The sequence below is a fragment of the Alicyclobacillus sp. SP_1 genome, assembly GCF_024706985.1.
In the GTDB taxonomy this organism is placed as follows: domain Bacteria; phylum Bacillota; class Bacilli; order Alicyclobacillales; family Alicyclobacillaceae; genus Alicyclobacillus_I.
The window spans coordinates 27,818-41,496 of record NZ_JAMCCX010000010.1; the positions used below are offsets into that span (position 1 = coordinate 27,818).

Annotated in this window: 13 protein-coding genes and 1 pseudogene; all 14 read right to left on the reverse strand. The window is 51.5% G+C overall.

What is annotated here, in order from left to right; all coding sequences use genetic code 11:
- Positions 1-145: 145 nt before the first annotated feature.
- Positions 146-499 (reverse strand): spore coat protein, encoded by a 354-nt coding sequence (locus M4I36_RS01620; RefSeq protein ID WP_258109906.1) that lies wholly within the window; start codon positions 497-499, stop codon positions 146-148.
- A gap of 14 nt (positions 500-513) precedes the next feature.
- The gene (locus M4I36_RS01625; RefSeq protein ID WP_258109907.1) at positions 514-831 is read right to left on the reverse strand and encodes a hypothetical protein; all 318 of its coding nucleotides are present in this window, start codon (positions 829-831) and stop codon (positions 514-516) included.
- 123 nt (positions 832-954) lie between these two features.
- Positions 955-2,307 (reverse strand): ABC transporter substrate-binding protein, encoded by a 1,353-nt coding sequence (locus tag M4I36_RS01630; protein WP_258109908.1) that lies wholly within the window; start codon positions 2,305-2,307, stop codon positions 955-957.
- Positions 2,308-2,379: 72 nt separating this feature from the next.
- On the reverse strand, positions 2,380-3,267 hold the full coding sequence (locus M4I36_RS01635; RefSeq protein ID WP_258109909.1) for a carbohydrate ABC transporter permease: 888 nt from the start codon (positions 3,265-3,267) through the stop codon (positions 2,380-2,382).
- The gene (locus M4I36_RS01640) at positions 3,246-4,175 is read right to left on the reverse strand and encodes a carbohydrate ABC transporter permease (protein WP_258109910.1); all 930 of its coding nucleotides are present in this window, start codon (positions 4,173-4,175) and stop codon (positions 3,246-3,248) included. The genes M4I36_RS01635 and M4I36_RS01640 overlap by 22 nt, the downstream gene beginning before the upstream one ends.
- 120 nt (positions 4,176-4,295) lie before the next feature.
- Positions 4,296-5,165 carry an HAD family hydrolase gene (locus M4I36_RS01645; RefSeq protein WP_258109911.1) on the reverse strand — a complete coding sequence of 290 codons (870 nt, stop codon included), beginning with the start codon at positions 5,163-5,165 and terminating at the stop codon, positions 4,296-4,298.
- Positions 5,166-5,552: 387 nt separating this feature from the next.
- Positions 5,553-5,684, reverse strand: coding sequence for a hypothetical protein (locus tag M4I36_RS01650; RefSeq protein WP_258109912.1), 132 nt, complete (start codon positions 5,682-5,684; stop codon positions 5,553-5,555).
- A gap of 32 nt (positions 5,685-5,716) precedes the next feature.
- On the reverse strand, positions 5,717-6,700 hold the full coding sequence (locus tag M4I36_RS01655; RefSeq protein ID WP_258109913.1) for a LysR family transcriptional regulator: 984 nt from the start codon (positions 6,698-6,700) through the stop codon (positions 5,717-5,719).
- A 118-nt stretch (positions 6,701-6,818) separates the two neighbouring features.
- Positions 6,819-7,115: a CRISPR-associated endonuclease Cas2 gene (gene cas2, locus M4I36_RS01660; RefSeq protein WP_258109914.1), complete on the reverse strand. Its 297-nt coding sequence runs from the start codon at positions 7,113-7,115 to the stop codon at positions 6,819-6,821.
- A gap of 7 nt (positions 7,116-7,122) precedes the next feature.
- Positions 7,123-8,160, reverse strand: a complete 1,038-nt coding sequence (gene cas1c / locus M4I36_RS01665) for a type I-C CRISPR-associated endonuclease Cas1c (RefSeq protein WP_258109915.1) — start codon at positions 8,158-8,160, stop codon at positions 7,123-7,125.
- Positions 8,151-8,804 (reverse strand): CRISPR-associated protein Cas4, encoded by a 654-nt coding sequence (gene cas4, locus M4I36_RS01670; protein ID WP_258109947.1) that lies wholly within the window; start codon positions 8,802-8,804, stop codon positions 8,151-8,153. Before cas4 ends, cas1c begins: the two co-directional genes overlap by 10 nt.
- 832 nt (positions 8,805-9,636) lie before the next feature.
- A complete protein-coding gene (locus M4I36_RS01675) occupies positions 9,637-10,899 on the reverse strand; it encodes an IS110 family RNA-guided transposase (RefSeq protein WP_258109948.1) in 1,263 nt (420 codons plus the stop codon).
- Positions 10,900-11,069: 170 nt separating this feature from the next.
- Positions 11,070-12,008, reverse strand: a complete 939-nt coding sequence (locus M4I36_RS01680; RefSeq protein WP_258109916.1) for a CPBP family intramembrane glutamic endopeptidase — start codon at positions 12,006-12,008, stop codon at positions 11,070-11,072.
- 487 nt (positions 12,009-12,495) lie between these two features.
- Positions 12,496-13,602 (reverse strand): annotated as a pseudogene (locus M4I36_RS01685) (IS3 family transposase); the annotation flags it as partial.
- Positions 13,603-13,679: the final 77 nt, after the last annotated feature.

Sequence of the window (13,679 nt, forward strand, 5' to 3'; positions counted from 1 at the left end):
TTCGCTCCGAGACAACCGCCTCGATGTTTGCATAAATATACTATAAGTCGGATGGATACGCCATGAACAATCTACCAAAGCGCAAACTTATTTTCTTCCAGACTCCACCCAAAGTACTTTTGTCCAGAGCGGAGCCGAAAACGTGTCATTGCACTTGCTGCCCGTAAGGCAACTGAGCAGACATCTGACGGAACTCCTCAATCGCTTGATTCACCTTCGCACTTTCGGCAGCTTCCGTCTTGTACCAACCGCGCTGATACATCGCGTTAAAAATCGTACGCGCCGCCTGATGCGTCTCGGTGAGAATGGTCAATACATCTCTATGCAGGTCATCATGACTTGCTTCCCTCGCCGCCACATTCAATGAGTCCGTTAGATACTTCTGAGTCGCCAAAATGTCAGTGAGTCGATCTCGGTCGGTCATCTGCCCACTGGCCGACTGCTGGTTCATGCGCGTGGTGGCCGTTGGTGTCACTCCGTTTCGGTCCTGTCCCATCATTTTTTGTTTCCCTCCTAGTGGCGTGGTGCGGTCATCTGCGGCGCATTGGGGCTCATCGACTTCGGTGCAGAGTTCGAGGCATCCTCTTGCAAGTGGCGGAACAATAGGTTGTAATGGCGCTGATGCATTTGTCCAATGTCGCAAATCAGCGATCGTACGGCGGCATCCTGACATTCTTCTTCGTAGTGGGCGCACTTTTTAGCCGCCGTGATGAGCCACGACAACTCGTCTTTTAGATAGCTCAAATCTTTCGTTCCAATCTGCTCCGAGGGACTGCTGCCAACGCCCGGCGTTGGCGTAGACATGGGGCGAGTGGATGGCTGCATCTGCATGGAATGAACTCCTCTCTTGACAAAAAAGGTCACTTCGCCCGTAGTATGGACGGGCTCGTGACCTTTCATGCTCCAATCGTATCAAGTTGTCTGCAAACAACTTTGTTCTTACCAGTCGACCTATTACTGGCTGATGGCTTGGTTGGCTTTCTGAACGTTCGTCTTCAAAGCTTGCATGACGGACTCATGCTTGACCAAAACGTCGTCCACTGCATTTTGCTCATAGTGCTGCAACTCCAAGTACAGAGGAGTCGGCGGGGCTTGTTCCGCATACTTCAATTCCTGCACAGGAACATACGCATTGGGATGCTGCTGATAGTACGTCTGCATGGTGCTGGAGGTAATCGCAGACTGCAGGACTGGCATGTAGCCCGTGTTCATACTCCAATATTCGGTCTGAGCAGGTGCCGTCATCCATTCCATGAACTCCCAAGCGGCTTTCTTCGCTGCAGCAGGTGCCTGGGACATAATGGCCATATCCGCACCGCCGGAGGTCACCACGGGCTGAGTCACGTAGGGCATAGGTGCCGCTTTGAAAGCAAGCTTCGTTTCGCGGATTTGACCCATATCGGCGGCGGATCCACAATACATGGCGGTTCTGCCGTCTCCGAAGTCTGCAATCGTCTCATCCCAGCCATTGGCGGACGAATGGCACGTCATGGTTCCTTGCTTTTCCATTTTGGCCATGATTTGTAGCGCGGCTGCTGCTTGTGGTGTATCAAAAGTGGCTTTCGTCATGCTCGAATTCATGAGCGTACCGCCAGCTGACAACACGTTTTGCTCAAACGTCCACCAACCGCCTGCTGGCTCAAAACCAAACACCTCATGCCCAGGCTTGCTCAGTTTCGCATGGATGATGGCGGCGTCTTTCTCGACATCTGCCCACGTCTTCGGCGGACCCGAAATGCCAGCTTCCTGGAACATTTTTGGATTGTAATAGAAGGTCTGCACGCTGCGGTTGAACGGCAGTCCGTAAACGACATTATTGTAGGTCGTGTTATAGAGAATACCTGGAACAAAATCCGACTTTTGGTCGTGGCTCGAACTAGCCATATAGCTTGTCAGATTTTCAAACGCGCCATTGGCTGCGTAAGTGGGCAATGAGTGAACTTCCACCTGAACCATGTCCGGAACTTTGCCGGATGCAATGGCGGCAAGCAACTTTTGCTGGAGCGTGCTACTCGGGTCCGCATAGCTACCTTCATAAATTGCGTCCACGTGAACGCCTTTGTGGGTGGCGTTAAACTTCGTCACTAAGTGTTGAAGGACTCCACCGAGTTGTCCAGACATGCCTTCCCAGAAGGTGACTTTGACCGGAGCAGCCGTAGTGGTGCTGGTTGAACTCGTGGTCGCAGAGTTCCCTGCAGCATTGCTGGTGTTCGAGGTGTTGTTGGACGTTCCGCAACCGGAGACCAAGACCGTCATGCCCATACCTACTGCCAACGCTACAGATGCCTTCTTACCCAACTTCTTCACAAAATATCCCCCTTCGCGTCTCTGCGCAAATGTACTGCTTCGTTTTTTCGCAACCCTTTTCGGTGTTGCCATTTAATCTTTCAGTCCAGTGGTTGAGGTACCTTGGACGAAAAACCGTTGCCCGAGCAAGAATAAGATGAGCGTGGGAATGATGGCTATCAGCGAACTGGCCATCAAGATGTTCCAGAGAGTGCCACTGCCATCACTCGCCACCAGATAAGACAAACCCACAGGAATAGTCCGCATCGAATTGGTCTGGGTGACAATCAACGGCCAGAAGAAATCGTTATAGTGGAACACTAAGTTCAAGAAAGCCACAGAGATGAGTGCCGGTTTGCAGAGCGGGATGACCACTCTCCACAACACCCACAGATGCCCTGCGCCATCCATCTGTGCCGCATCCAAAATGACTTGCGGCACTTGGCGAAAAGACTGTACCAGCCAGAACGTTGCAAAAGCGGATCCGATAAATGGAACAATCAGCGCCTGATACGTGTCTATCCAGTTCAACTGCTTCATCAGCAGGAAAACCGGGATGAACGTGACTTGGCCTGGAATCATCAACGTAGCAAGAATCAACCAGTAGACGAATCGTCTGCCCGTAAACCGGACCCGCGCCACGGAGTAAGCGGCCAAGGACGACGTGATGAGCTGCCCAATGACAATAGCCACGGAGACGAAAATCGAGTTAAACATGTACCGCGGAAAGTCGGGCTGAGACCACGCTTTCGCAAAATCTTGCCACTGCGGATGCGTTGGAAAGAGATGCGGTGGATAGTCAAAAACCTGATTGTTCGGCAATAAGGAGGTGACAATCATCCACCAGAATGGCATCAGAAAGACCACACCAAGAGGAACAAGAATCAACAAGCGCCACGACCAACGCCTCTGCTTCTTTGGTTTTCCCGCATCATCCACCTGGTCCCACGGAGCGGCAATTACATCTGATGGTGCACCCATTTGCTCTCCCCCCGGAATTGTAGATATGTCAAGGTCAACAAAAGCAGCAACAAGACAATGGACATGGCTGAAGCCAATCCAATGTGGAAGAATTGGAATCCTTGTTCAAAGAGATAGTAGATGAGGGTGGTGGTGCTGTTCGCAGGCCCACCTTCCGTTAAGACGTAAATCTGGTCGAAAGAGAGGAAGGAGAAAATGAGCGAGACCGTCAAGACAAAGAACGTGGTCGGCGAAATCATCGGCAGCGTAATCCGCCAAAACTTCTGCCACGCAGACGCTCCATCGACATCTGCAGCCTCGTAGAGGTGCTGTGGGACACCTTGTAGCCCGTTGACGAAGAGAACCACAAAGTAACCGGTGAACTGCCAGACATAAAGCAGAATGATGACAAACAATGCCTCGCTGAAGCTGTTCAGAAACGGCTGTGGCGGGAGTCCGAGCCAGCGAAAGACAACATTCACAAAGCCGAAGTTCGAATTGAACAACCACGACCACGTGACCGCACTCGCTACGGTTGGCACCACATAGGGCACGAAGAACACGGTTCTAAAGAGGCGAGCTCCGTGAAACTTTTTGGCAATCAGAACCGCAATGAAAAGCGCGAGTGGAACCGTGATACCCGTCGTACCGAGCAAATACAACATCGTTCGCAGGAATGCATGCAAAAATCCAGAGTCGTGCAACAGTTCCACGTAATTTCGAAGACCGACGAACTTTCGAATGGGACTAATTAAGTTCCATTGCAACAAGGATAGATAGAGCACGTACAAAATGGCACCAATGCCGAACACGCCGACCAGAATCAACGTTGGCAAAACGAACAGCCATCCAGCCATCTCATTCTTTGCTCGGAAACTGAAGACCGGCTTTCGCTTGCTTGCCACCGTGCCTGGTTTTGCCAATGACACCGACCCTTGCCCCCCTTGTTCCTCCGCCCGCGAACACGACGGTCGTGTTCGCTGCGTGGCACGCGATGGACACTGACTTTGTGTCATCCATCGCTTCGAGGACAGTTTATCCGGCAATGATTAAGCTTTTACGGAATTTCGGTAAAGAGTTTCTAAAGTTTTTGTAAATCCCCTGGAATGAGTTTCCGAAACATAGCGGCGCAACACATGAGCAACTCCGCCCTCATCATTCGACAAAGTTCGAGCCGGATGGTGCTCGAGCAGATAGGAATCCGAGTTCTCCATAGCAAAACCGGCGCCAGCTCGAAAAATCATTTCGCGGTCGTTTTCCCCGTTGCCAATCGCCACCACGTTCTCAAGACGTACGCGCAGTCTCGGCAGCAGCCGATAGATGCCACTGAATTTAGACACTCCATGAGCATTGAGATTCAATTGTAAATTTTCGACTCTCGAAATGCTCCAGTCCGACGATGCATTCCATTCCTCATACAGAGACTGAAAGATGGCCTTGTCTGGACATTGAACGACCAATTTGAGCACAGGCTCTTCCGGTCTCTGCAAGTACTCGAGCAGAGACGGCACATGCACATGAGGAATGGACCCAGGCACTGCGAGCAACCCGGCGTCTTGCGGATTCGACCGCGTGTCTACGACTTGTTGATGCCCGTGAAATTGGCAGGGAATTTGCATGTCCTCCAGTTGTGCCGTCACGCGCCGCAGCGCTTCCAGCGACAACCCGGATTGGTGGATTGACTCTCCCGTCTGCAAATCCACAATATCCGCTCCATTCAAGGCAACCAGCGGAGCGTTCGTCTTCAAAAAGCGCGCCCACCGAAGTGCCGACGGAGCCATCCGTCCCGTCGCCAGACAGACGTAGTGACCACTCTGCATCGCATCTTGAATCGCTGTCCACGTACGCTCGTCAATCGTGCGTCGCGAGTTCAGCAAAGTACCGTCAATGTCGATAGCAAACAGAATCGGATTTTGCATGATAGAACCTCCTCCACCATTCTTCCCTCACTATAGCGGCTGGTTATAAAGAATGTTTAAATTGGATGTGAAGATTGTGTAAATTGCGCACAAACTGTGCATTTCTTCGCACTTGCCCCGTTCTCGCGCAGTACGTCACTCCGTTGTCCACGGCAAACGCACGAGGCTTTCGGTCGTCTCGAACGGCGAAGTGTTCGTCTGCGACCACAAGTACTCTGGTTAAACGTGCGCGACTCTCGTTTGTTTCAAACCCCTACACCGAGGAACGGATTGGGGACGGATTGGCTTGTCCACGCGCAAAACGAAAGCCGTTCGGAGGTGCTCCGAACAGATGGCACCCCCGAACGACCTACGCTTTATCCGCAAACAAACCGACCGCCACAGTTCTTAATACATTGGTGCCGCCGGTGCTGCACTCGTGCTGGTGACTGCCCCGATACCTGGAACCAACAGGAAGAAGAGCACGAAGATAATCAGAAATACTACTGCCCACTGCGTATATCCTCCGAAAACACCCATGCCAATGACCTCCTTTCAAAGTCTGCTTTATCTTACGAAGGTGGATGCATGGATGGCACGGATGGATGCCCATCGCCCACCTTCCCCAGAAACTCAGCAAACTTTCTGGTCGCCATCGTGGCAAAGTTGGATTTCGGCCGAATCATCGTAAAGTGGCGTCGGCGCGGCAATTTGGGATGGATTATCGACTTGACCAGCCCCCACTGCAACTCATTGCGGACCGCCCACTCCGACAACAGCGTGATGCCGAGCCCAGCCATCACTGACTCTTTGATGGCTTGCGTGCTGCTCACTGCCATCAAGTGAGTGGGAACAATACCCTCTTCGGCGAAAAACGCATCCGTCATGTCGCGCGTCCCAGACCCTTTCTCGCGCACAATCCAGACGTGCTGTGACAGATTGGCGAGAGAGTCCGGCGCAAGCACCGAAGTCTCTGGAAGTGTGATGGCGTCGGCCAGGTCTTGCTCGTCCGACGACACATGCCGACGAGCGACGAGAGGATGCATGAGTCCCGTGATAACCACCATCTCATCAGCAAACAAAGGAGTTGGCACCACCACTTCCGAGTGCACTTCGCCTTCGACCACGCCAATGTCCAAGCGGCCATCCTCCACCCGCTCGACGATATCCGTCGTGTTAGAAATGCGAATGCTCGGCTCCACTCCCGGATATTCCCTCAGAAATTCAGCCAACTGGGCCGGCAACACGTACTCTCCGTACGTGTAGCTTGCTCCAATAGAAATAGGCCCGCTCGGCGATCCAAGCAGGTCGTGTATACCCTGTTGCATACCTTCATAAAGGCGACGGATGGCTACACCATGTTCGTAGACGAGATCTCCCGCCTTGGTGAGCCGAAACGACTTACTCGTTCGCTCAAGCAGCGTGACACCTAAGTCCCGCTCAAACTTCTGAATCTGTTGACTCACGGCCGGCTGACTGATGTGCAGTACTTCCGCTGCCCGTGAAAATCCTCGATTCTCCACAACCGCCAAAAAAACCTCCAGAGCTTGGTCCATCGACACTCCCTCACTCCCAAATACCACACTCTATGCCATTCAGTGTATCGCATTGGAGGGCGTAAGCGCATGGGCGGAAAAATCCATCGACCAAAGTCCGTGAAGAATCGGAGAGCGGCTAGAGAATGAGCGGATCGTCCAAGTCGAATCCAACATCTTTCCCCAGACTTACCACCCCGGAGCCGTGTAGGCGGTGAACGTGGTAAATGCGCACACTGTCCTCCGTCGGATGAATGAGTTCTCCCATCCGGCGTACAAACTCCGCGTAGCCCAATTCGTCAAGGCGACACTCGAACACAGACTTTTGCACCCGCTGACCATAATTGAGGCACATCTGGGAGACGCGTCGCAACCGCTTCACTCCGTCAGGAGATTCTGTCGAAATATCGTAAGTGACCACATATTCCATCGTCATCCTTCAGTCACGCCTTGAAGTAAAAAGGGATATACGACAGGTGATCGCGCCGCACCGCCCGAGCCAAAAGTCTCGCTTGAACCGGGAGTACGTCACCTAGCGCAAGCCGCTGCTCGAGCAACGGGTGCTGAAATTCTTCCCGCTTCCGCATCTGATAGGCGGACAAGACCGTCTTCCTCCCGCTCTCCGAAAGCGATACTGCGCCTCCTGGAAGAAACTCGAAGTCATCCGTTTGGATTTGGCGACGATTTATTAAAGTGATTGCAAGGCGATCCGCCAGCACTGAACGTACCTCCTCCATCAAATCGAGGGCAAGTGACGCGCGGCCGGGCCGAAGCGTGTGGAGAAAGCCAATTTGCGGGTCCAATCCAACACTCTCAATGGCGGACATCGCATCGTGGTGAAGGAGCGCATATAGAAAAGACAGCAGGCAGTTGACCGGGTCTCGAGGAGGCCGGCGAGATCGTCCATGAAATCTTGTCACCGGACTATCCCATTGGGTGAACTGATGTTCAAATACTGAGAAGTAGCGCTTGGCGTTAATTCCTTCGACTCCGCGAAGAGCGTTTAAGTCGGTGACGTATGGAAGTCTTCGCAAATCTCGGGCAATATCATCAGCCACGTCCCGCAGCCGCTCTTTAGACTCTTCTCGACGCGAGTCGCGTGCAGAACGGAGTAACGTCTGCCGTGTATTGTGCAATTTTCCAGAAAGTATGGACTGAACCAGCGGCACCAACTTTTCGGGATGAGAGACCGCTTGGAATTGTGCAATACGAAGCAACACATTGCCTGAGCGCGGGCCTTCTAATCGATATAGAAAACGCCCTTGACCATTCATCCGAACAACCGATTTCCCATCCTTTGCGCATCGTTCCAGCAACGGGCTGGTTATGGAGACCCGGCCTATCGCGACGATTGATTGCACATGTTGAAGGGGAATTTGCAGCAAAGTCTGTTTCTCCATAGTCGCCAACACCGTGTCGTGTTGCAGGCGAAGGGTTGTCCCATCAGTCTGTGCGTAGAGCGTCTGCATAGCTACACGCAAGATTCATTCGCCTCCATTCCCTCCAAAACCTGGACCCAAGTGCGACGCTGTTTACCGTCCGTCTGCTCAGGCATACAGACCGAGCGTAGCGAACATAGAGTACAGCGTGCGTCATTGACCGCCGCCGGGAGCTCTTCCCTCTCTAGCAATTCGCGCACCGCCTGCACCGCCTGCACGACCATGTCCCGCAGTTCCGTCGTGAAGCTCACTTCGCGACGATGCTTTGACGAGATATGATAAATGGCGCCTGAAGTAACAGGAACACCAAACATCTCTTCGAGACAAATCGCCTCCGCACACAGTTGAATATCATCCCATCGATGTGCTTCGCGCCGCCCACGCTTATATTCGACCGGATACGGCACACCCGCATGAAGCTCTACCACGTCGCACCTTCCCACCAATCCGTGCACATCGGACCACACGGGCAGCGCGCGCAACACCTGTACACCGTGCTCACAGGCCACCGCTTCGACATCTACCCGTTCGTGTGCCCAACGACCCGTTGCGGTGTACACATTCTCCAAGAACACTTGCTCCACATGAATTAATGCGCATTGACGCGGACAATAGGTATAATGCTGCAACGCCGACAACTGCACCGAGCTAGGAGATTCGTCCGATGCAACCCGCCCCGCCTCCATCACGAATATATCCCCCTTTCAATTCTTATGCTTCGGCTTCCTCTTCGTTGGCTGATTGTGGCGCACGCAATAGAACGTCTCGCATGCGGCTGACGAACAGACAGCAAGGATGCTATTTCCCATCTTCGTCTGACCAACCGATAATTAAACGAATTTACACACAAAACTGCACCAAAGCAGGATGAGGGATGTACGTGTACGGATTGGAGGCATGTGACACGAGTTGAGACTTATCCCCAAGCGATGTGTCTTTCGCGATTCACGCAACACAAGAACATCACCAGCATGGGCGAGCAGTCCAGCAGGGAGTCACCGGGTGGTGGTGGATTGCAGGTTGCGGGTTGCAAGCACCGACCGCGGGTTCAAAACCTCCACGGCGACAAGAGACACTGGTCGAACCTGCGGAGTGACCAAACCCAACGTGTACTCCCCCACTAAGAATTAATGTTTTCTTCTATTTACTCTCTCATTCTCACGATTTCACACCTTGACAATTTGGGAGGTATTCCAGAATGCTCGATGTGTCAATTTTCAAACGGTTACTCAGTTGCAGGAACAGAGATTGGCGTTATTTGACCAATACGTGGAACAAAAATATGTTCGCACCTTTGGATGTCCACACGTTCCCTTGCGGTTTACCCTCCCATGTCACATTGGGTCTATGCCCTCACATTCCTTCGTACTACCTCTCAAGGGGTGGATGCCGTTTCTTGCTCCTTTACTGGGGCGTTGCCCTTACGGTGTAGATACTACGGCTTATCCGCGCTTCTGTTTGTCTTGGTGTTTCATCGTCAGTAAGCGAGTCAATCGAATTTACGAGTTTGAGCCAGTTTCAAGCAGCCATCTGTAGTTGAGACTTCCGAAGGGGTCCCAGTAAATCGTCTGCGTTGTTTTGAACTTGCTTTGTCCCCAATGTGTGCAGGACACGAATCAGTTTCCCGCATAGTGCAATTAACGACTGCTTCTTCTTCAAGGGATTGCACGGTCGTGTCGTGTAATCATGGTGCCATGCCTTGAACTCTGGGTTCATAGCGACCATCGGTAGTATCGCCCGGAAGAGTAATGCCCTGAGCCTGGAGCGTCCTCGTTTGGAGATGCCAGTTTTCCCTTTTCTCTTGCCGGAACTGTTCTCTTTCAGATTCAGTCCAGCAAGTCGAATGATTTGTTGTCCATGGTCGTATCCCTTTAGGTCGCCTACTTCAGCCAAGAACCCTGCCAGCGTCGTCACACCCATCCCTGGCACACTCAGCATGTCTTGAGTGCCTGGAATCCGGCCAAGCAATTGTTCCACTTGCACCATGATTTCATCACGCTGCCGGGTGAATAGCTCATACTGTTCTAGCAAAGCCGTCAGTTCCAAGCGAGCAGCCGTGAGCCCCTCTTTCAGACCAATCGACCTTTCAGCGATTCTGACAAGCCGTTGGGCTCGTTTCATGCCGACAGCACGCTTTATTCCACCACTTTTCCACTGACTCACAATCCCACTGGCACCTAGTGAGACAAGCTCCTGTGGAAAAGGACACTGACGCAGCGTAATGAGAGATGCTTTGCCTTCCCAGTCCTTGAACACCTCTGTGTATTCCGGAAAGAACCGGTCCAGCCAGTTCTGAATCCGCCGCTGTACCTGGCCTAGGTTCACCATGACCTTTTCTCTCAGGTTCATGAGGATTCGTAAATCCGCATAAACACCGGTTGGGAGTTTGGGTTCGGTGTACTTGCCGTCTTTCACCAAGCTCGCAATGACCTTGGCATCCTTGTAATCGTTCTTCGTGGGAGAGTTATCCTCCAACTCTTTGCTCTTGTTGACGTGGTGCGGATTCACCAGTACAAATCGCACGTTCAACTCTTGGATGAAGGCGCCTAACGGGAACCAGTAGGGTCCAGTCGGCTCAAAGCCAAAGACGATATCCGTCTTGCCGTGCAGCCGTTGTAACTCCTTCATCCACGTTTCGAGTTTCGCCAGACCCTCATCATCGTTAGCAAAAACGCATTCCTTACCGAGTTCAATCCCACGAAAATCAATCGCTCTCGCTACGTGCGTTTGCTTTGCAATGTCAGCTCCAACAACCAGCGTACAATCGGTAATTTCTTGAATTCGTTGATTCTGTTTCTGTTACATCTTATACTTCATATTGAGCGTCCTCCTCATTTAGGGAATGAATGTCCTGCATTCGGAACCCAGCATACAGGAGGCGCTCTTTTTATTTCAAACCCCAAATTAATTCATTACAGGAATGGCTTCTTTCCGGATGGAACTGCTTCCGTTCAACGCATATAGAAAAGGAAGGCATCTGCCCAGTTCGTAATATACGTGTGGAACAAGGCCCCAGGCAGCACAGAACGCGTACGATAGTAAATAGCCCAGAATAGCCACCCAGTAGGCATATACGGAAACATACAACATAACAACCATTGCCACCAAGAAAGCACGACATGGGCAGCAACGATGCTTTGAGGAATGTGAAAAGCATCAAAGAAAACTATCATGATCCATGCAGCCAAATATGGATTTCGAACCCACGCCAACAGTTGAGGAAACATATAACCTCTAAAATAAGTTTCTTCGAATAAGCCGTTGATAAAAAACTGTGACGCAAAAATAACCAGCGCATCGACAAGGTTACCATTCGGAACCGCTAAGCTTTTGACTGAAAACAAACGATCTTGAACGATGACTAAGAGCGTACTCACCAACACAAGTACCAGGGGCAACAATCCAGTGGCCCACGATAGAGAGAAGGATTGACGTCGCCAACCCTTTAGTTTCCATACGGCAATACTCACAAAAATCGCCGCCACTACTATCCCGAGCAGAGCATTTATGAATTTCGCATTCGCAGCGAGAGACAACATAGGGAAAATCTTGGACTGCATCAGAGATTCTATGTAAGACACCATATGAAACCATACTACGTATACCACTCCAAATAGTAAAACCATCGACCCAAGCAACGTTCCAAAGTTTTGCCACGTTGCTCGTAACTTCGGTACTTCTCGATTGGGAGTTAAGTTACGAAAGAGGAACAGGACGCCCACCAGTATGACAAACGCAGCATAGTTCCATAGAACGCCGATGTCCGTCATTCCGGATGGTAATAGAATCGTGTGAAGTGGGCCATGATATAGCCACAACGTGACTCCGACGTAAATCAGGAAACCGGTGACGAGAAGCAACCGGGTCCAACCTCTTTTTTGTATCGGCATAAACCGTTCACCCTTTCATACAATTTAGGACTCCTTCACCTCATCCAGACTCCATCGATTCCCACCGTCTCGCTATCTATGTCCCAGATGCACACTGTGGCGAGTCTGATTTCTGAACAAGTTCACGATGAAGGGGCACAACATGTGACTGTGCCCACAAGAGATGTTTTGGGGCGTCCCATATGAGTGACCCGTTCTCTAACACCATTACGCGATCAGGGTTCCATACATGGGGGGTATGGATATGGTGACCCCATTTGTCAAGATAGCATTTTCGAATCTCTAAGCTATAGTCTTGTTTTCCCTTTCCCTACGCCTTTTTTAGGAGGAGTGGGAGGGGTGAATGGCCGTCGGCCAGAGGGGATGAGCGAAGCGGCTTCCCCTGCTTTTGCCTTGTCGTTAGTTGTCCCTAAGCAATCTCCCTTGCTGTATATGTGTTTTGCCGAGAGCAGGTAGGAATCGGATCTTCCGGTTTCATTCCCATCAGGTAGATCTCTGCCGGCGTGTGATATCGAAGCGATTGGTGCGGTCGTTCGTGATTGTACTTGTGTATGAATTTTGTGATTTCATTTCTCGCCTCCCTGGGCGTAGCGTACTCTTTTGTGTACACTGCTTGGTACTTTAGTGTGCGCCAGAACCGCTCGATGTAGATGTTATCCACAGCTCGGTTCTTTCCATCCATACTGATCTTGACGCCAGCCTCTTTGAGAATGCCTGTGTACTGTGGACTCGTAAAATGACTGCCTTGGTCACTGTTCCATATCTCTGGTTTCGCCTGGCTTAGGGCGGTTTTGCCCGCTTTCAGGACAAAGTCAATCTCGAGTGTCTGGTCAAGCTCCCAACTGACGATGTAGCGGGAGTACCCGTCCATCACGGCCACCCAATACATCCATCCATGCTGAAGGCGGATGTATGTGATGTCCACAGACCAGACGTGATTCGGACGACTGGCATTCACGCCTCGGAGCAGGTACGGATAAATCTTGTGTGCCAAGTTACGTTTGCTGAGATTCGGTCCAGGACTAACGCCTGCTATCCCCATGGTACGCATGCACCGCACGACACGCTTGCGGTTGATATTCCAACCTTCTCGCCGCAAAATGGCTGTAAGGTAACGGCTGCCTGAAACGGGTCGTTCCGTGTATATCTCATCGATGCGCCGTTGGAGACGGATCTCGTCGTCAGATACGCCCACGGGCTCGTAGTAGAGACTTGAGCGATTCAGACTGAGCAGCTCAGCCTGGCGGGAAACGGTGAGCTTCTCGCTGTGAAAATCGACCATGGCAACCCGTTCTGCTCTAGTCCGGTTTGATGCCAGATTTTTTTTGAGCCACTCAACCTCAGTGGTTAAGCGACCGATTTTTGAATAGAGTTCCGAAGTTTCCTTTTCATGTTCCTTCTTGAGGGCAGCGGCGGTTTTCTTGCCTTCATCCTCGAAAACGCTGGACAGGTTCTCCACAGCCGTGTTCTTCCAGCGATGAAGCATTGTGAAATGAACACCGTACTCCGATGAAATCTGGGCGATTGTCTTCTCTTCTTTGAGAAGTTCCAAGACGACTTGTGCTTTGAATGATGCCGTGTAATGTTTTCTCATACCCATGATTGTAGCTTAACCGGTCCCTTCTCTGTTGTTTAAATCCCTGGGACCACTATATTCCCGAGTGGCTCCGT